17 protein-coding genes are annotated in these 18207 nt (G+C 65.5%); 1 reads left to right on the top strand and 16 read right to left on the bottom strand.

The window, feature by feature from the left end:
• Positions 1 to 5: 5 nt before the first annotated feature.
• From moaA to AC3EDY_RS04795, 12 genes are all read right to left on the bottom strand, one after another.
• The gene (gene moaA, locus AC3EDY_RS04850; RefSeq protein ID WP_488571344.1) at positions 6 to 1037 is read right to left on the bottom strand and encodes a GTP 3',8-cyclase MoaA; all 1032 of its coding nucleotides are present in this window, start codon (positions 1035 to 1037) and stop codon (positions 6 to 8) included.
• Positions 1034 to 1804, bottom strand: coding sequence for an SDR family oxidoreductase (locus tag AC3EDY_RS04845; protein WP_488571343.1), 771 nt, complete (start codon positions 1802 to 1804; stop codon positions 1034 to 1036). Before AC3EDY_RS04845 ends, moaA begins: the two co-directional genes overlap by 4 nt.
• Entirely contained in the window at positions 1801 to 2175 is a 375-nt protein-coding gene (locus AC3EDY_RS04840) for a dihydroneopterin aldolase (RefSeq protein ID WP_488571342.1), read from the bottom strand. Before AC3EDY_RS04840 ends, AC3EDY_RS04845 begins: the two co-directional genes overlap by 4 nt.
• Positions 2176 to 2224: 49 nt before the next feature.
• A complete protein-coding gene (locus AC3EDY_RS04835) occupies positions 2225 to 3115 on the bottom strand; it encodes a class I SAM-dependent rRNA methyltransferase (RefSeq protein ID WP_488571341.1) in 891 nt (296 codons plus the stop codon).
• The gene (gene thrC / locus AC3EDY_RS04830) at positions 3115 to 4533 is read right to left on the bottom strand and encodes a threonine synthase (RefSeq protein ID WP_488571340.1); all 1419 of its coding nucleotides are present in this window, start codon (positions 4531 to 4533) and stop codon (positions 3115 to 3117) included. The genes AC3EDY_RS04835 and thrC overlap by 1 nt, the downstream gene beginning before the upstream one ends.
• A 61-nt stretch (positions 4534 to 4594) precedes the next feature.
• On the bottom strand, positions 4595 to 5200 hold the full coding sequence (locus AC3EDY_RS04825; RefSeq protein ID WP_488571339.1) for an SURF1 family cytochrome oxidase biogenesis protein: 606 nt from the start codon (positions 5198 to 5200) through the stop codon (positions 4595 to 4597).
• Positions 5200 to 5568: a DUF983 domain-containing protein gene (locus tag AC3EDY_RS04820; RefSeq protein WP_488571338.1), complete on the bottom strand. Its 369-nt coding sequence runs from the start codon at positions 5566 to 5568 to the stop codon at positions 5200 to 5202. The genes AC3EDY_RS04825 and AC3EDY_RS04820 overlap by 1 nt, the downstream gene beginning before the upstream one ends.
• A gap of 133 nt (positions 5569 to 5701) precedes the next feature.
• On the bottom strand, positions 5702 to 7135 hold the full coding sequence (locus tag AC3EDY_RS04815; RefSeq protein ID WP_488571337.1) for a sensor histidine kinase: 1434 nt from the start codon (positions 7133 to 7135) through the stop codon (positions 5702 to 5704).
• Entirely contained in the window at positions 7135 to 7866 is a 732-nt protein-coding gene (locus tag AC3EDY_RS04810; protein WP_488571336.1) for a response regulator, read from the bottom strand. Before AC3EDY_RS04810 ends, AC3EDY_RS04815 begins: the two co-directional genes overlap by 1 nt.
• Before the next feature lie 18 nt (positions 7867 to 7884).
• The gene (locus tag AC3EDY_RS04805) at positions 7885 to 8412 is read right to left on the bottom strand and encodes a hypothetical protein (RefSeq protein ID WP_488571335.1); all 528 of its coding nucleotides are present in this window, start codon (positions 8410 to 8412) and stop codon (positions 7885 to 7887) included.
• A 330-nt stretch (positions 8413 to 8742) separates the two neighbouring features.
• Complete coding sequence (locus tag AC3EDY_RS04800) at positions 8743 to 9120, bottom strand: VOC family protein (protein WP_488571334.1); 378 nt, start codon at positions 9118 to 9120, stop codon at positions 8743 to 8745.
• Positions 9121 to 9185: 65 nt separating this feature from the next.
• Positions 9186 to 10985, bottom strand: a complete 1800-nt coding sequence (locus AC3EDY_RS04795; RefSeq protein ID WP_488571554.1) for an aminopeptidase P family protein — start codon at positions 10983 to 10985, stop codon at positions 9186 to 9188.
• Positions 10986 to 11108: 123 nt separating this feature from the next.
• Here AC3EDY_RS04795 and AC3EDY_RS04790 point away from each other — a divergent pair, with 123 nt between their 5' ends.
• Positions 11109 to 13205: a S9 family peptidase gene (locus tag AC3EDY_RS04790; protein ID WP_488571333.1), complete on the top strand. Its 2097-nt coding sequence runs from the start codon at positions 11109 to 11111 to the stop codon at positions 13203 to 13205.
• A gap of 185 nt (positions 13206 to 13390) precedes the next feature.
• On the opposite strand, the gene clpX is transcribed toward AC3EDY_RS04790, so the two are convergent.
• The 4 genes from clpX to tig form a co-directional block, all read right to left on the bottom strand.
• Positions 13391 to 14647, bottom strand: a complete 1257-nt coding sequence (clpX, locus tag AC3EDY_RS04785; RefSeq protein ID WP_488571332.1) for an ATP-dependent Clp protease ATP-binding subunit ClpX — start codon at positions 14645 to 14647, stop codon at positions 13391 to 13393.
• Between the two features lie 147 nt (positions 14648 to 14794).
• Positions 14795 to 15490, bottom strand: coding sequence for an ATP-dependent Clp endopeptidase proteolytic subunit ClpP (clpP, locus tag AC3EDY_RS04780; RefSeq protein ID WP_488571553.1), 696 nt, complete (start codon positions 15488 to 15490; stop codon positions 14795 to 14797).
• A 121-nt stretch (positions 15491 to 15611) separates the two neighbouring features.
• Complete coding sequence (locus tag AC3EDY_RS04775) at positions 15612 to 16421, bottom strand: hypothetical protein (protein ID WP_488571331.1); 810 nt, start codon at positions 16419 to 16421, stop codon at positions 15612 to 15614.
• A 175-nt stretch (positions 16422 to 16596) separates the two neighbouring features.
• A complete protein-coding gene (tig, locus tag AC3EDY_RS04770) occupies positions 16597 to 18162 on the bottom strand; it encodes a trigger factor (protein ID WP_488571330.1) in 1566 nt (521 codons plus the stop codon).
• Between the last annotated feature and the right edge of the window lie 45 nt (positions 18163 to 18207).

Genomic DNA, 18207 nt, shown 5'->3' with positions numbered 1-18207 from the left:
CGCGCTCAGCCCCCGGTCATCGACATATGGCGCGAAACCGCCGGGGCCGCGCCGGGGCGATCGATGACGAAATCATGGGACTGCTGTTTTTCGCCCATGGCCCGGGCAAAGGCATCGGCCAGCGCGGCATCGGGATCGGGCCCGCGCAGGGCGGCGCGCAGATCGACCCGCCCTTCCCCGCCCAGGCACATATAGAGCTGGCCGGTGGCGGTAACGCGCACGCGATTGCAGCCGGCGCAGAAATTGCCGGTGAGCGGCGTGATGAAGCCCAGCCGCCCGCCGGTCTGCGCCACGTCGACATAACGCGCCGGGCCGCCGCTGTCGTGTGCGCTGGGCACCAGGGTCCAGCGCTGTTCCAGACCGCGGCGCACGGCGTCGAGCGGCAGGTAATGATCGAGCCGGTCCGCATCCACGTCGCCCAGCGGCATGACTTCGATCAGCGTGACATCGTGCCCCTGGCCATGGGCCCACGCAATGAGATCGGGCAATTCGTCGGCGTTCACGCCCTTGAGCGCGACGGTGTTGAGCTTGACCTTGAGGCCTGCCGCGCGGGCCGCCGCCAGCCCTTCGAGCACCTGTGGCAGGCTGTCGCGCCGGGCGAGCGCGGCAAAGCGCCCACGATCGCGCGTGTCGAGCGAAACGTTGATCCGCCGCACGCCGGCGGCCGCCAGATCCTCGGCAAATTCGGCCAGGCGCGTGCCGTTGGTAGTGAGCGTGAGTTCCTGCAGGCTGCCGCCCGCATGCCCGCTGCCCAGATGCCGCCCCAGCGCCCGGACCAGATCGATCACATCGCGCCGAACCAGCGGTTCGCCCCCGGTAAGCCGCAGCTTGGTGACCCCGCGCGCCATGAATGCCAGGCTCAGGCGATAGAGCTCTTCGAGGCTCAGCACGTCGGCCCGCGGCAGGAATGTCATCCGTTCGGGCATGCAATACGTGCAGCGCAGATCGCACCGGTCGGTCACCGAGAGGCGCAGATAGGTTATCGCCCGCGCGAAGCGATCGACCAGAGGGGCTGCCGGGGCGGCGGACGACATCATCTTGCCAGATATACGAAGTCGCGCGGGTAGGATTCAAGGCTGGCGCCGGCATCCACGAAAAGAGTCTGCCCCGTGACCGAGGGGGCGACCGCCAGGTAATGCACGGCATCGGCAATCTCGTCAGCGTCGGCAAGCCGCTGCAACGGCATGATCGCTTCTAGACGGTGCCATTGCGCGGCGTCGTAATCCTGCGTCGGCAGGATCAGCCCCGGCGCCACGCCGTTTACCCGCACGCGCGGCGCCAGTGCGCGGGCAAGCGTGCGCACCGCTGCATGAAGCGCCTGTTTCGACAAAGTATAGCTGAGTTGATCGGGCACCGGGTTGTGCACCCGCTGGTCGAGAATATTGACTACGGCGCCGGTGCCCGCGCCCAAAGCCTCGGCAAAAGCGCGGGTCAGCAGCAGGGGCGCATGGAGATTGACGGCGAAATGCGCGTGCAGAGCCTCCGGCTGGAGCGAAGCGATCGTATCGTCGCGAAACAGCGAAGCACAATTGACCAGCAGCGAAGGGGCCCGGCCGGCGCGTTCAGTCAGATCGGCCAGCAGCGCGGCCGGAAAGGCCGGATCGCCCAGATCGCCCGCCAGCGGAAAGACCTCTGCCCCCGCCTCCTGCAACTGCGCTTCGAAAGCCGCATCGAACGTATGCGCATGGTGCGCGTGCAGCGCCAGGTCCCACCCTTCCCGTGCGAGCTTGCGGGCAATCGCCGCCCCGATCCGGCGCCAGCCGCCGGTCACGAGCGCGAGCGAGCGGGCCGGGGTTTCGCTCATCCGCGGCGGACACGGGTGAGCGTCATGCCGATTTCCTCGCCCGCCTCGCTGATGGCCAGCTTCACGATCTTCACTTCCACCTGCTGCACGCGGACATCCTGCACGAACACGGTCTCGCAGATATGATCTGCAACCGATTCGATCAGCTGGAAATGCACGTCTTTGGGCAGGCCTTCGCCCGCCGCATGCTTGAGATCCATGTAATTCTTGCTGGCGCTGAGCGGGCAATCTGGGGTGTAGTGGTCCTGCGGGCGCACCCAGGCACGAACCGAAATGCGCAACGGCTGCGGGCGGCCGGTCTCTTCCGAATAGATCCCGGTAAGGACATCGGTTTCGACATTGGCGACTTCGAGGATCAGGCTGTCAGACACGCGCGGGCCATTGGCACCTGGCCGCGCGAATGTCCAGCATGCGCGCTGTTCAAGCCTCGCCGGTCCAGCGCGCGAAAATGGCCGTGGGCAGAACGCGCGCGCCTGGCCCTTCCTCGACTATCGCCAGATCGCCATGCTCGATCCGCCCGGGCAGGTGGGCCAGGGCCTGTGCCAGCAGGCCACCGATGGCAAGGCTCGACATGCGCACGGCATAGACCGTCAGGAACAGGAAGCGGCTGTTCCCGTCCAGCAGCTTCGCACAATCGGCAATCAGCCCCGGCAGGCTTTCTTCCAGCCGCCACACTTCCCCTTCCGGTCCGCGCCCGAATTTGGGGGGATCGAGGATAATCCCGTCATAGCGCTTGCCGCGCCGCACTTCGCGCGCCGCGAACTTGGCCGCATCGTCCACGATCCAGCGTATCGGCCGCGCTTCCATGCCCGAAAAGGCGGCATTGACGCGGGCCTGGGCCACCGATTTCTTCGACGCGTCGACATGGGTGACGGGGCCGAAGCGCGACAACGCCAGCGTGCCGACCCCGGTATAGCCGAACAGGTTGAGCGTCACCGCATCGCTCCGCCCATCGAGGCGCGCGCTCATCCAGTCCCACACCGGGGCCATATCGGGAAAGAAGCCCAGGTGGCGGAACGGGGTGCAACTGGCGGCAAACCGCGCGTCGGCCCAGGCCAGCGGCCAGCCTTCGCGAGGGATGGAACGCGCAAACTGCCAGCGGCCACCGCCATCTTCGTCGGAACCGGGCACGAATTCCCCGTCCGCCTGCCAATCGGGCAATGCCGGCGTCCACATCGCCTGCGGTTCGGGCCGAATGAAACGATAGGGGCCATAGCGTTCGAGCTTGCGACCATGGCCCGAATCGACAAGCGCGAAATCAGCCCACGGCGATCCCACCATCAACTGTGGCTGAAGCGCAAGCGCGGCCATCAGGCGTTCTCGAAGCCCGTCTTGGGCGTTGCCCGCTTGGCCACATAATCGGCCACCGCATCATAGGTGCCGGGCAGGTAATCGCACCGCTCGGCCCGCTCGAACAGGTTTCCCACCCGCGCGGGCAATGGCGGGCGAACGCCCGTGGCGCGCTCCACCGCATCGGCGAATTTGGCCGGATGGGCCGTGGCCAGCGTGACCACCGGCACGTCGGCCGGCAGGTCCTGCGCCGTGCGCGCGGCATGCAGGCCGATGGCGGTATGCGGATCGAGCACTTCGCCTGCCGCTTCATAGGCCCAGCGCATCGCCTGGGCCATCTGCACGGGATCGCAGCGCGCGCTGGAAAACAACGTGCCGATCGTCGCGCGCTGGGCATTGGTCAGTTGCAGGGCCTTGGTCGCGTCGAACTGCCGCATCTGCGCGGCAAGCGCCGCAGCATCGCGACCACCGGCATCGAACAGCAGCCGTTCGAAGTTCGACGAAACCTGGATGTCCATCGAAGGGGCGGCCGTCGGCGTGACCGTGCCGGCCGAATAATCGCCGGCCGACAATGCACGGTGCAGAATATCGTTGATGTTGGTGGCGACAATCAGCCGCTCCACCGGCAAGCCCATGCGCGCGGCGACATAACCGGCGAAGACGTCACCGAAATTGCCCGTCGGCACGGCAAAGGCAACTTTGCGATGCGGCGCGCCCAGTTGCAGCGCGGCGGCAAAGTAATAGACCACTTGCGCCATCAGGCGCGCCCAGTTGATCGAATTGACCGCGGCGATGCCGAACGTGCCGGTCATCGCGGCATCGTTGAACATCCGCTTCACCATAGCCTGGGCATCGTCGAAACTGCCATCGATGGCGACGTTATAGACGTTGGGCGCAATCACCGTGGTCATCTGCCGGCGCTGCACGTCCGAAACGCGGCCGTGGGGGTGGAGCATGAAGATATCCACCTTGGCGCGGCCGGCCACGGCATCGATCGCCGCCGATCCGGTATCGCCCGAGGTGGCGCCAACGATGGTCAGATGATCCTCGCGCCGGGCCAGGAATTCCTCGAACAGGAGGCCGAGCATCTGCAGGGCAACGTCCTTGAAAGCCAGCGTGGGGCCGTGGAACAGCTCCAGCAGCCATTGGCGCTCGTCCAGTTGCTTGAGCGGCGTGACGGCGGCATGGGCAAAGCGGCCATAAGCCATCGCCGTCAATTCCCGCAGGCGCGCAGGCGCAAGGCTTTCGCCAACGAACGGTTCCATGATCCGCGCGGCCAGTTCGGCATAAGGCAGGCCAGCCATGGCAGCGATCGCCTCGGGGCTGAATTGCGGCCAGGTCTCGGGCACGTAAAGCCCGCCATCGGCCGCCAGGCCTGCCAGCGTGACGCTTTCGAAATCGAGCGCGGCGGCCTGGCCCCGCGTGCTGACATACTTCATTGCCAATCCCCGTGTGCCGCACCCGCCGCATGCAGCGGAGCGCCCAGTCAACCTGGCGCGCCTAGCGCCCCGGCAGCAGCGTGACAACCGCCACCGCGCCTTTTGCCCGCCGGCGCAGGGCCAGCGCATAGATGACAAGTGCCAGGCCGGCAAAAAGGAACCATTGCACGGCATAGGCAAGGTGGTTGTTGGGAATGTCGGAAGGATCGGGGCTCGCATTGGCGTCGAGCCCGCCCAGCGGGCGATCGGCAACCAGGCGGGTGACGGCATGGAAAGGGGCAATACGGCCGGCAACGCGGCCGCCGTCCCATTGCGGCGGCTGAGGACCCCGCGACCAGCCGATCTGGACGAGCGCCGGAACGCCGCGGGGGCCATCGCAATGCGCGATGTGGACATAGCCGCCCTCGCCGCGCGCGTTGCGGCCCGCCACCGAATCCCACAGGCCGGGCTGCACCCGGCAATCGAACGTGGCCCGGCGATAGAGAACGGCGGCGCCATCGCCGGGCGGCGGGAAGGCCACAGGCGCAGGGTTTGCCAGCGCGGTGGCATAGCGGGCGAGCAGCGCTTGCTTCCTGTGCAGACGCTGCAGTTGCCAGAAGCCCAGGCCGATCATCACGGCAACCGCCAGCAGCACGACCAGCGTGGCCACGACCGGAACGCGGCGCATCAGCCCTGCCCTCGCGGCGGGACCCGCCCGGCCAGGACGGCGGCACGTTTCGCGCGAACCGCCAGGCCCACCAGCATGGCGCTGGCCGGACCCCACACCAGCGGATAGACCCACAGCGGCAGCCGCCAGATATCATCGGCCCTGAGCGCGGAAAACACCAGCAGCGCCATCAGCGGGATCACCACGGGATAGAGCGCGCGGCCGCTCGCCTCGTATGCGGACAGCGGCTGGCCGCAGGCGCGGCAATGATCGGCAAGGCGCGGCGGTTGCCAGACCCTTCCGGCCCAGACCATGCCCGGGGTGCCACACGATGGGCAGGTGCCCTGGCGCGCGATCTGCCACCAGCGCGGCCCGGTGGCCGGTTCCATGCCGCTCGTTTCCTTCATCCTGCCCGCGATAGCGGCGCGTTGCGATCCGGTCCAGCGTGCACAGGGCTGCGGTGAAACTGCCTGTGCGTGCAGCATGATGCATCACCGATTCCGGGAACAGACGTTTAAGCTGCTAAGCTGCTATCGGCAGGCAGAGCGTTGCCGTGAGGCCGATGACCCGCCCGCCCTGCCAGCGGTTTTCGAGAACGAGCGAGCCGCCATGCTGATCGGCAATGGCCCGGGCCAGCGTCAGGCCAAGGCCGGTGCCGCCCGTGGCCGTATTGCGCGAGGCTTCCAGCCGGGTGAACGGCTCCATCATCCGCAAGATCTCGCCTTCGGGAATGCCGGGGCCGTCGTCCTCGATGCGCAGCACCGCCTGGGTTCCTTCGCGAACCAGCGAGACTCGCGCCCGCCGGCCATAGCGCAGGGCGTTGGATACGAGGTTGCGCATGGCGCGGCGCAGCCAGGTGGCCCGCAGCGGCAGGACGATGCGCACGGTATCCTCCAGGGTGACATCCTCGCCCATGTCTTCGTATTCGCCCACGACATCGGCCACCAGCGCGGAAAGCTCGGTAACTTCCAGCGGGTCGGAAGGGCGGCCGACCCGGGCAAGCGAAAGAATGTCGTCAAGCGTGTGATTGATATCCGCGATGGTTGCGGCCATGCGCGCGCGCTCGGTTTCCTCCTCGACGGCTTCGATCCGCACGCGCAAGGCCGCCAGCGGGGTTTTCAGATCGTGGCCGATGGCGCCCAGCATCACGTCCTTTTCATCGAGCAGGCCCACGATGCGCGCTTCCATCGCGTTGTGTGCCACGATCAGGCCGCGGATATCCTCTGGCCCTTCCGGTTCGAGCTGGCCATCGGCGCGGCGTTCGCGGGCAAAGGCTTCCACGCGCAGGGTCAGTGCTTTCAAGGGCCGGGCGATCCGCCGCAAAATCAGCGCCACCGCGCCGACCAGCACGAAATAGAGCACCACGGTCTGGATCAAGAGCGAACCGAGCACCTGGCGCTCGTTGGCCGGAACCAGCATCCGCGCCGTCAGCCAGGTACCATCCGGACGCTGGATCGTGGCAATGATCAACCGGGCATCGAGGCCGCGATCACCATAGCTTTCGAGGCGGTGCCGGATGGCGTCGAACCAGGGATTGACGATCACGTCCGCTCTGGGATCGCGCTCCATCACCAGCACCTGACGATGTGTCAGCCCTTGCGTATCGAGCACTTCGTGAAGGGCAGCCGCCACATCGGCGCGGCTGCGGTCTCCCGGTTGTTCGGGCGATCGGTCATCGACCCGTACGCGCAGCGCACGCGGCAGGCGCCAGATATCGTCGGGGGGTGGGCGGTGCGGACGATTGTCGGCGCCATGGCTTTCGCGCGGCGACTGGCTGATCAGGCGAAAGGCTGCCTCGTTGACCGTGAGTTGCAGCCGGCGGGCATTCTGTTCGCGCCAGATGAGCGCCGCCGACAGACCCTGCGCAACGAGCAGGGCCAGCGCGATCGCCAGCAGCATCTGCCCCTGGAGGCTGCGCGGCGAGCGCGAAATCGTCCAGTGGGGAAAGCGGGGCATCAATCGCGGCCCGCAACCTTGCGCACTTCGGCGGCCAGCATATAGCCCCCGCCCCACACGGTCTGGATCAGTTGCGGGTTGCGGCTGTCCTGCTCGATCTTGCGGCGCAGGCGGCTGATCTGGTTGTCCACCGCCCGATCGAACAAGTGCGCTTCGCGGCCCTGGACCATATCGAGCAGGCGATCCCGATCGAGCACCTGACGCGGATGATCGAGAAACGCCATGAGCAGGCGGAATTCTGCGGACGAAATCGCCACGACGGCCCCTTCGCGGTCGGTCAGCCGGCGCTTGAGCGGATCGAGCGTCCAGCCTTCGAATTCGTAAACCTGCACCTCGGCAGCCTCGGGTGGCTGGCGAAGACTGCGGCGCAGGACGGAACGGATGCGGGCCACCAGTTCACGCGGATCAAACGGCTTGACCACGTAATCGTCGCCGCCGATTTCCAAGCCGACGATGCGATCGGTGGCCTCGCCCTTGGCGGTGATGAAAATCACCGGCAATGCGCGGCTTTCGGCCAGGTGGCGACACAACGAAAGGCCATCCTCGCCCGGCATCATGATATCGAGCAGGACCAGATCGAAGCTTTCCCCGGCAATGCGCGTGCGCGCATCGGCGGCGCTGCCGGCCTGGGCCACGGCAAACCCCTGGCGCGCCAGATAATCGGCCAGCGCTTCGCGCAAGGCGGCTTCATCGTCGACCAGCAGGATGCGGGTTGCCGCCGTATCGTTCATGCGCAGCCGGTCCCGTGCTCAATCGTCGGCCGGCGGCGGCATGCCCTCGGGCGGCGGACCCCACCCCTGGCCGTCGCGGCCGAATGCGGCGTGCATTTCATCGCGGAGAAGTATGCCATCGTGGTTGGTATCGGCCTTGTCGAACTGTGCCTTGACCGCGGCATCATACGCGGCGTGCGTCATGACGCTATCCTGATCGAACATGATATCGTGCAAAACCGGTCCGACGAGCGCCATGCCCATGGGACGCTTGCCGCGATGACGGCCGTGCGGCGCATCGCCGGCGCCGGGCGGGGGCGGCATGCCGGCACCCGGCCCCGCAGCCATCAGCGCATCGCGGTCCGCCTGGTCGATCCTGCCATCCTTGTTGGCGTCGAGATGTTGCCACAAGGTATCGGCCTGCGCCTGGGCCTGCGCCCGGGTGATCGCGTCTTCACCGGCCTGTCCGGGCGCCGGCGCCGCGGCGGGCGGTACGGCATCGTCGGGCGCGGCAGCATGCAGCGGGCCGGCGCCGGCCAGTGCAGCGGCCGCGACAGCGACAGACACCCAAAGGACGCGTTTCTTCATCTCGGCAAGCTCCGAACATCAACGCCGTGCACCACGGTGGCACCGGCCCGGCAAACGGGGGGACAAGGAAACTGCGGCGCCGCCTGGCCGAAAGAGGCTAGGGACTAGGGGGGAGGGAAGCCCCTTCCGGCTGGGACCGAGGTGGCCGGCACCGCAGTTTCCATGCACCATTCACTAGCGGGCGGATGTCGCGCGATTATGTCGGCGAAGGGGGTATTTTGTCGCCAATTGTCGCATCCGTGCCGGCCAGGATCACGCCAGGTCCGGATGGGTGCCCTCGCCCTGCCTGTCCGGCACCTCTGCAAACCGTCAGTGTGCGCCCATCACGAATGCGTTGAGCTTGTTGCCATCGAGATCGCGGAAATAGGCGGCATAGAATCCGCCATCGCCGCGCGGCCCGGGTGCCCCTTCGCAAGTGCCGCCCTGCGCCAGCGCAATGGCATGCACGCGATCGACCTGCGCAGGGTCCTTAGCCTCGAACGCCACCATGACACCGTTGCCGACCGTTGCCGGCTGCCCGTCGAACGGCTTCATCAGCGCGATGCCGGGTGCACCCCCGGCGGTACCCCAGGCAATGGCGCCGGGCCATTCGAACATGCGTCCGGTGCCCAATTCGGCCGCGATGGCATCGTAAAACGGCGCGGCGCGCTCAAGGTCATTCGTTCCCAAAGTGACATAGCCAATCATAACTGCTCTCCTTACGGGTGAGTCGCGATGACGGAACGTATCAGGAACAAAAGATTCGGCAACCGCTAGATCGGCGCGCATGCGGCATCCAGCCAGGCAAGGTCTTCCCCATCCAGCTGCGGCGCCAACAGCTTATGGGTGCGCGCGTGATAAGCATTCCACCAACGGCGCTCGGCCTCGGTCAGCAGCGCCACGTCCACCAGCGCGCGATCTATCGGTACGAAAGTAAGAGTTTCAAAGCCGCAGAACGCGCCTTCTGCGCCGGCAATCTTGCGCTCTTCCACCAGCACCAGATTTTCGATGCGAATGCCGTATTCGCCGGCCTTGTAATAGCCCGGCTCGTTGGACAGGATCATCCCCGGCAACAGCCCCTGGCCCGTACCCGCCTGGCCGCCCGAAGCCTTGGCGATCCGCTGCGGCCCTTCGTGAACCGCCAGGAAGCTGCCGACGCCATGGCCGGTGCCATGGGCGTAATCGAGGCCCGCGGCCCACAAAAACTGGCGAGCAAAGCTGTCGAGCGCGCTGCCCGGCGTGCCCAGCGGAAAAACCGCCTGATCGAGCGCGATATGGCCCTTTAGAACGCGGGTGAAGCGGTCCTTCACTTCGGCCGGCGCGTGACCCGGCCCGATCCACACCGTGCGGGTAATATCGGTCGTCCCGTCAAGATACTGGCCTCCCGAATCGACGAGGTAGACGCTGCCGGGCGCGATGGCGCGATTGGATTGGTCATCGACGCGGTAATGGGGAATGGCGGCGTTGGGGCCGGCCCCGGAGATCGTGTCGAACGACAGGTCCTTGAGCAGCCCGGTCTTGTCGCGTTCGGCCCGAAGGCGCGCCGCGGCGGAAAGCTCGGTCTCTCCACCGCGCGGCGCCGCAACGGAAAGCCAGTGCAGAAAGCGGGTGACAGCCGCGCCGTCGCGCACCTGCGCGGCGCGGTGGCCGGCCTGCTCCACCGTATTCTTGCAGGCCTTGGGCAGAACGGTGGGATCGGTCAGCGTGAGGACCCGCGCCCCCGCTCCTTCCAGTGCATGGAAAACAGCCGATACGGCGCGTTCGGGATCGACCGCCACGGTCTTGCCAGCCATTCCCCGCAGCGCGGGCAGGAATGCGGCGCGATCCTGGACGCGCACGGCATTGCCCAGGTGCGCGACGAGTTGCGGCGTGACCTTTTCAGGCGCGATGAACAGATCGATCGTGCCGTCGGCATGGGCCAGCACGAACGAGAGCGCCACGGGCGTGCGATCGACATCCTGCCCACGGATGTTGAGCAGCCAGGCCACGCCATCGAGCGCCGTGACGACGGCGGCATCGGCGCGGTTGTCACCCAGCCACTGCGCCAGCACGGCACGCTTTTCCGCCACGGTCTGCCCGGCATATGCATCGGCATGCGGGACAGCCGGAGCAGTCGAAGGCGCAGGCCGATCTGCCCAGACGGCGTCGATCGGGTTGCTGTCCACGGCCACCAGGCTCGCGCCCCGGGCCGCGAGCGCACGGGCCACGCCATCGGCCCAGGGCTTGGCATGCAGCCAGGCGTCATAGCCGATCGCGCCGCCGGGCGCGGCATTCTCGCCCAGCCACGCCGCCGGGCTGGTCTGCGGCACGGACTGATATTCGTAAAGCCGGCCGTCCACTTGCTCGCGCACCTGGATGGTATACCGCCCGTCGACGAAAATCGCGGCTTTGTCTTTCAGAACCACCGCCGTGCCGGCCGATCCGCCAAAGCCGGTCAGCCAGGCCAGCCGCTGTGCATAAGCGCCGACATATTCGCTCATGTGTTCGTCGGAAATGGGAATGACGAAGCCGTCCAGCCCCCGCCGCGCGAGTTCGGCGCGGAGCGCCTCCAGCCGGGCTTCGTGAGTGTGCATGAGCATCGGGGTGATCCTTGGCGTTATGAAGCAAAAGGAAATGGTTCATCCTGTAACCATCTTGGCATCCGCGCGCCAGAGGCGCGCCTTGCGGTGACGGCGTTCGCACCATAGATGGCGAGGATGACCATGTCCGCCAAGCCCCCAGTCTCCAAGCCCCCGGTCTCAAAACCTCCGATCGCTGCGAAAAGACCGCATAGCTATACCCACCACGGGGTCACGATCACCGACGATTATGCCTGGTTGCGCGATCCGGCCTATCCCGAGGTCAAGGACCCCGAGATCCTGGCCTATCTCGAAGCGGAAAACACCTGGTTTGACGCGCACATGGCGCCGCACCAGCCGCTCATCGATACGCTGTTTGCCGAAATGCGCGGGCGCATCAAGGAAGCGGACAAATCCGTGCCGCAAAAGGATGGCAACTGGTTCTACTGGATCGAATACGAGGAAGGCGCCGAGTACAAGAAGTGGTGGCGCCGCCCGGTCGATGCGCCCGACGATGGCAGCGCGGATGAACTGCTTCTTGATGAAGTGGCGCTGGCGCACGGCCTCGACTACTTCCGCCTGGGCGCCATTTCCGTTTCCAACGACGGGCGCCTGCTCGCCTGGTCCATAGACGACAACGGATCGGAGCGGTTTACTGCACGGATCAAGGTCATCGCCAGTGGGGAGATTCTGGCCGATGAAATTCCCGGCACCAATTCGGGCCTGATCTGGGTGAAAGGCGATACGGGCCTGGTCTACAGCCTTGCCAACGAAAACTGGCGGACGGACAACGTGCGCCTGCACTGGCTGGGCCAGCCGCTCGACCAGGATGTAGAACTCTATCACGAAGACGACGAAGGCTTCCGGGCCGGAGCGGCGCTTTCCGCCAACGAGAAATGGCTGATCATCTCCACCGGCGATCACGAGACCAGCGAAGTGCGCCTGATCCCGGCCAACGATCCGCTGGCGCCACCCCTGCTGGTGCGGCCGCGGGAGAAAGGCGTCGAGTACGATGTCGACGAGCGCGACGGCACGCTGTTCATCCATGCCAACGACACCCACGAGAATTTCCGGTTGGCAACCGCGCCCTTGTCCGATCCGGCGAGCTGGACGACGCTGATCGAAGGCAGCGACGATTTCTATCTTACCGGGTTCGAGCTGTTCCGCGATTTCTACGTGATCGAAGGCCGGGTGCGCGGTCTCGACCGGATCGAGGTCCGCTATTACGACGATCCGGCGCGGATCGAGCCGATCGCCTTTCCCGAAGCGAGCTATGAAGCAAGCCTGGGCGAAAACCCGGAATGGGCGACGCAGACCTTGCGCGTGGGCTATGAATCGATGGTCAGCCCGTCTTCGGTCTTTGCTTACGACGTGCCCACGCGCATGCTCACCTGCTTGAAAGTACAGGAAATTCCTTCTGGCTATGACGCCAGTCGCTATGCCACCGCACGGCTCGACATTCCGGCGCGCGACGGCACGCTGGTGCCGGTCTCGGTGGTCTGGCGCAAGGACCGCGCGCCTGGCGGGCCGCTGCATCTCTATGGCTATGGCGCCTATGGCATTGCCGTAGGGCCGGGCTTTTCCACCACCCGCCTCTCGCTGCTCGATCGCGGCATGGCCTATGCGATCGCCCATATCCGGGGCGGCGACGATCTGGGGCGCGGCTGGTACAAGGCCGGCAAGCTCGACGCGCGCACCAACACCTTCAACGATTTCATCGATGTGGCCCGCGGGCTGATCGCCCATGGGTTTACCGCGGCCGGCAAGATTTCCGCTTCTGGCGGCTCGGCCGGGGGCGAACTGATGGGCGCGGTGATCAACCAGGCGCCCGAACTGTTCGGCGCGGTCGTGGCCGATGTGCCGTTTGTCGACGTGCTGGCAACGATGCTGGACGAAAACCTGCCATTGACGCCCGGCGAATGGCCCGAATGGGGCAATCCGATAGAGGACGAGGCTGCGTTCCGCCTTATCCGCTCCTATTCGCCCTACGACCAGGTAAGCGCCCAGGCCTATCCGCCGTTGATGGTGACGGCCGGGCTGAACGATCCGCGCGTCACTTATTGGGAGCCCGCCAAATGGGTCGCGCGCCTGCGTGCATTGAAGACCGATGCCAACGCGCTGATCCTCAAGACCAACATGGGGGCCGGGCACGGAGGCAAGTCAGGCCGGTTCGAAAGCCTGAAGGAAGCGGCGGAGGAGTTTGCGTTCGTGCTGACCGAACTGGGGATCGCGTAGGCTGCATACGTTTCGAAGACGCTGCCATTATCGGGGTTGCCTGCGACGGCTGCAAACGTGCGGAAAGATGTCCGCGTCCGCAAAGTCCGGTTCCCGGACAAATGGCTGAAATGACCTACGGATGGCGCAAACAAAAACCCCCGCCGCTGCCGACGGGGGTTCTGTAAGCAAGCAGGCCCAATGGCTCAGGCCGCCTGTTCCTTGCCCTTGAGCACTTGGACCGGTTCCTTGCGGCCGTCGACTACGTCCTTGTCCACCACCACTTCGGTCACACCGTCGAGCGTCGGCAGATCGAACATGGTATCGAGCAGCAGGCCTTCGACAATCGAGCGCAGGCCGCGGGCGCCGGTCTTGCGGTCGATGGCTTTCCTGGCAATGGCTTCCAGCGCATCGTCCGTGAAGGTCAGCGTCACGTCTTCCAGCTCGAACAGCTTGGCATATTGCTTGACCAACGCGTTCTTGGGTTCGCGCAGGATCTGTACCAGGGCCGGCACGTCAAGATCGTTGAGCGTGGCGATGACCGGCAGACGGCCGATAAATTCAGGGATCAGGCCGAACTTCTGCAGGTCTTCGGGTTCCGCCTTCTGCAACAGTTCGCCCACCCGGCGTTTGTCCGGATCGGCGACATGGGCGCCGAAACCGATCGAACGCTTCTGCAGGCGATCGGCAATGATCTTTTCCAGCCCGGCAAACGCCCCGCCACAGATAAACAGGATGTTGGTGGTGTCCACCTGCAGGAATTCCTGCTGCGGATGCTTGCGTCCGCCCTGCGGCGGTACCGACGCGGTCGTGCCCTCCATCAGCTTGAGCAGTGCCTGCTGCACGCCCTCGCCCGATACGTCGCGCGTGATCGAGGGATTTTCCGCCTTCCGGCTGATCTTGTCGATCTCGTCGATGTAGACGATGCCATGCTGCGCCTTTTCGACATTATAGTCGCTGGACTGGAGCAGCTTGAGAATGATGTTCTCGACATCCTCACCCACATAACCGGCTTCGGTCAGCGTCGTGGCATCGGCCATGGTGAACGGCACATCGAACGTCCTGGCCAGAGTCTGGGCCAGCAGGGTCTTGCCCGAACCGGTGGGGCCGACCAGCAGGATGTTGGACTTCGACAGTTCGATGTCCCCGCCCTTGCCGCTGTGCTTGAGGCGCTTGTAGTGATTATGCACCGCCACGGACAGCACGCGCTTGGCACGATCCTGGCCGATCACGTAATCGTTCAGCGTTTCGAAGATATCGCGCGGCGTGGGCACCCCGCCATCCTTCTTGCCGGCAATGCCCTGCTTGGTTTCTTCCCGGATGATGTCGTTGCACAGCTCGACACATTCATCGCAGATGAAGACCGTCGGCCCGGCGATGAGCTTGCGCACCTCGTGCTGCGACTTGCCGCAGAAGCTGCAGTAGAGCGTGCTTTTTGAGTCCGATCCGGAAAGCTTTGTCATTCTTCAATCCCAGGCACCCCTCCACGAGGGGCGGGCCCGGCTATCCTACTACCGCAAGGGTATTAATCAACCGGACACGAAAAAACGACACGTTTCCTGCCATACGCCTCCTTTCGCAAGGCTTAAGGAGGCAGGCAGAAAGCGAAGTCAGGCCGCAGGCGCGCCGCCGCTACCGTCTTGAACGCCAGTCTGTTCGGATTGGGGACGCGACTCGAAAACCTTGTCGACGAGACCGAAGGCCAGCGCCTCGTCCGCTTCGAGGAAAGTATCCCGGTCCATCGCCCGCTCGACCTCTTCCAGGCTCTTGCCGGTGTACTTCACGTAAAGAGTATTCATGCGATTCTTGATGCGCAGGATCTCGCGTGCCTGGATTTCGATATCCGAGGCCATGCCCTGCGCGCCGCCCGAAGGCTGGTGAATCATGATGCGCGCCTGCGGCAGCGCGATGCGCATGCCCGGCTCGCCGGCCGCCAGCAGGAAGCTGCCCATCGAGCAGGCCTGGCCGATGCACACGGTGGAAACGCGCGGGCGGATATACTGCATGGTGTCGTGGATCGCCATTCCGGCCGTCACCACCCCGCCAGGCGAGTTGATGTACATCGAGATGTCCTTCGAGGGATTTTCCGATTCGAGGAACAGAAGCTGGGCGACGATCAGCGAGGCCATCTGGTCTTCCACCTGCCCGGTGACGAAGACGATGCGTTCACGCAGCAGGCGGCTGAAAATGTCGAAGCTGCGTTCGCCGCGGCTGGTCTGCTCGACAACGACCGGGACGAGCGCACCGGTCACGGGATCGGCGTTGAACTTTCCTTGGGCAGAATGGCTGCCGAACAGGTCGAGCATGGGAATCCTCATCTGGTTGCGAGCGTCTATGTCGCGTGCCAGCAAAGGATGTTCAAGGGCATTAACCGCAATTGCGCGGGAATGCGTGGATAGTGGTGCAGATTTCCGCGTCCTGCCCGCCTCAGGTTTTCAGCCGCGCGCGCAGGGTTTCGAGCGCGGCGAGTTGCGCTTCCATCGCGCGCAGCCGCGCTTCGGCGCGGGCCACCCGCTCGCGCAGTTCACGGCCGCGCCTGGCACCGGGCATCAACCTCGCCAGAAAACGTCCGGCATCACCAAGGCTTGCACTCAGCACGTCGAGCAATCCGTGGTGGGGAACGGCGAGTGCGCGGTGGCGCGGCAGCGGGGTGCGATCGTCGGGCGCCGTCCAGAGCGCCGCGGTCGGCAGCATTGGCTGGGTCGGAGGAACAGGGTCGGCAGCGATTGGCCTGTCGCGCAGCGGTGCGACCGCGACGGGCGCGGCATTCTTTTCGTGCAGCGCGGGCGAGGCTGACTTCGCTGCGCGCGGTGCCGCCACCTTGGCCTTTGCCGGGCGCCGTGCCTTGCCGGCGGTGCCGACGCCGGGTTGCGACGGCGATGCCCGGCGACGATCGCGGCCGGGTGCGTCGCGATGCGGCTGCCCTTGCGGATCGGCGGCTGGCCCGCGCGGCAGGATCAGAGGCGCGCGGAGCGGTGGTGCCATCGGCGCTGGGGCGGGAATCGTGGCGGCAGGCCAGGCGGCGGTGGCGATGGTCGGGCCACAGTGCGACGGCAGAATCAGATCTGCGGGGAACGCCGGCGTGCTGGCTTCGGCCAGCAGGAACGGCGTTTTGAAATCAGGCCTGGCGACGCGGCCGGTCTTGGCCATGGATTTGGCCGATGGCGGCGGGCCGGGTAGGACCGGCGGCTTGGCCGGCGTGGCATGTTCCGGGCGAGCGCCCTTGCGATTGCGCACCGTATGCACCGGCAATTCCCCTCCTGGGTTTCCGATGCAGCGATTCTCTCACGGCGGGAATCACGCTGCCAATCCGCACGATTCCTGCGGAAGATTACGTGAATGCAAAAGGGCGCCACCGTTGCGGTAGCGCCCCCGATTGCTGGTCACGTCTTTCCACAGTCAAGGCGATGGATCAGGCCTCGTCGCCTTCGGCAGCGGCCTTTTTCACGGCCTTCTTTCTCGCCGCAGGCTTGGCCTCGGCGTCAACCGGTTCGGCTTCGCCTTCGGCAGCCGCCTTTTTCCGGGCCGGGGCTTTCTTGGCGGGCTTGGCGTCCTCGGCCTGGACCTCGGCCGCAGGTTCGCTTTCGGCCTTCCTGGCTGCCGCCTTCTTGGGCGCCGGCTTGGCTTCGACCGGCGCGGCAGCGGTGCCTTCCTCGGCCTCGATCGCGGCTTGCAGCTCTTCGCGGGTCACTTCCCGCGTGGTGACTTCGGCCTTGTCGAACAGGAAGTCGACAACCTTGTCTTCGTAGAGCGGGGCGCGAAGCTGTGCCGCGGCAAGCGGTTCAGAGCGCACGTAGTCTATGAACCGCTGGCGATCCTGTTCGCGATATTGCTGGGCCGCCTGGCGGATCAGCATTTCCATTTCCTGCGCGGTGACGACCACACCGTTGGCCTGGCCGATTTCCGACAGAAGCAGGCCCAGGCGCACCCGGCGCTCGGCGATCCTGCGGTAATCGTCCTTTTCGGCCTCGATTTCCTTGAGCGCCTCTTCGGGGTTTTCCTCGTTCTGCGCTTCCTGGGTCAATTGCTGCCAGATCTGCTCGAACTCGGCTTCCACCATCGAGGGGGGAACGGCAAAATCATGCCCCGCGGCCAACTGGTCGAGCAGGGCACGCTTCATCTGGGTGCGGGTAAGGCCGGCGGTTTCCTGTTCCAGCTGCCCTTTCAGCAGGCCGCGCAGCTGTTCAAGGCTTTCCAGACCCAGCGACTTGGCGAACGCGTCGTCCGCCACGAATTCACCCGGATGCTTCACCGCCTTGACCTTGATGTCAAAGGTGGTTTCCTTGCCGGCCAGATTGGCGGCCGGATAATCGGCCGGGAAAGTCACGGTGATCACTTTCTCGTCACCGGCCTTGGCGCCGACAAGCTGCTCTTCGAAACCGGGAATGAACCGGCCGGCGCCGATTTCCAGCGGCTGGTCTTCGGCAGCGCCACCGTCGAACGGTTCGCCGTCAAGCTTGCCCAGGAAATCGATGATCAACTGATCGCCGTCCTTTGCCTCGGTCCCTTCGGGCGCGTCGGAAAACGTCTTCTGGCCGGCAGCGATGCGGTTCACCGCTTCGTCCACCTGCTCGTCGGTCACCGGAACGACCAGCTTGTCGAGCTTGAGGCCATCGAGCGCGGGCGCTTCCACCTTGGGCAGCACTTCCAGGCTGACGGTCAGTTCGGCATCCTTGCCTTCTTCATAGCCCTCGCCCAGCGAAACCGCCGGCTGCATCGCCGGACGCAGCTGGTTGTCGGTCACCAGCTTGTCCATCGCCTCGCGAATCGTCGTCTGCAATGCTTCCTGGTGGAGAGCCGGCCCGTGCATCTTCCTGACGAGATTGGCCGGAACCTTGCCCGGACGGAAGCCCGGCATGCGCACCTGGGGGGCAATCTTTTTGATTTCACCGTCCACGCGCGCGGCGATGTCTGCTGCCGGGATGGTCACGGCATAGGCGCGCTTCAGGCCCTCGTTGCTGGTTTCGACGATCTGCATCCTGATCCAACTTTCTTGACTGGCGCCGCGACAAGGCGCCCCGAA

The organism is Novosphingobium sp. DS6-6 (assembly GCF_057784975.1).
The sequence above is the reverse complement of the archived record's forward strand: the minus strand, read 5'-3'. Positions and strand labels throughout refer to the sequence as shown.

Bases quoted from the DNA above. Each gene is read 5' to 3' on its own strand.
- moaA (WP_488571344.1), bottom strand. From the start codon at position 1,037: ATGATGTCGTCCGCCGCCCCGGCAGCCCCTCTGGTCGATCGCTTCGCG.
- AC3EDY_RS04845 (WP_488571343.1), bottom strand. From the start codon at position 1,804: ATGAGCGAAACCCCGGCCCGCTCGCTCGCGCTCGTGACCGGCGGCTGG.
- AC3EDY_RS04835 (WP_488571341.1), bottom strand. From the start codon at position 3,115: ATGGCCGCGCTTGCGCTTCAGCCACAGTTGATGGTGGGATCGCCGTGG.
- thrC (WP_488571340.1), bottom strand. From the start codon at position 4,533: ATGAAGTATGTCAGCACGCGGGGCCAGGCCGCCGCGCTCGATTTCGAA.
- AC3EDY_RS04825 (WP_488571339.1), bottom strand. From the start codon at position 5,200: ATGCGCCGCGTTCCGGTCGTGGCCACGCTGGTCGTGCTGCTGGCGGTT.
- AC3EDY_RS04820 (WP_488571338.1), bottom strand. From the start codon at position 5,568: ATGGAACCGGCCACCGGGCCGCGCTGGTGGCAGATCGCGCGCCAGGGC.
- AC3EDY_RS04815 (WP_488571337.1), bottom strand. From the start codon at position 7,135: ATGCCCCGCTTTCCCCACTGGACGATTTCGCGCTCGCCGCGCAGCCTC.
- AC3EDY_RS04810 (WP_488571336.1), bottom strand. From the start codon at position 7,866: ATGAACGATACGGCGGCAACCCGCATCCTGCTGGTCGACGATGAAGCC.
- AC3EDY_RS04800 (WP_488571334.1), bottom strand. From the start codon at position 9,120: ATGATTGGCTATGTCACTTTGGGAACGAATGACCTTGAGCGCGCCGCG.
- AC3EDY_RS04795 (WP_488571554.1), bottom strand. From the start codon at position 10,985: ATGCACACTCACGAAGCCCGGCTGGAGGCGCTCCGCGCCGAACTCGCG.
- AC3EDY_RS04790 (WP_488571333.1), top strand. From the start codon at position 11,109: ATGACCATGTCCGCCAAGCCCCCAGTCTCCAAGCCCCCGGTCTCAAAA.
- clpX (WP_488571332.1), bottom strand. From the start codon at position 14,647: ATGACAAAGCTTTCCGGATCGGACTCAAAAAGCACGCTCTACTGCAGC.
- clpP (WP_488571553.1), bottom strand. From the start codon at position 15,490: ATGCTCGACCTGTTCGGCAGCCATTCTGCCCAAGGAAAGTTCAACGCC.
- tig (WP_488571330.1), bottom strand. From the start codon at position 18,162: ATGCAGATCGTCGAAACCAGCAACGAGGGCCTGAAGCGCGCCTATGCC.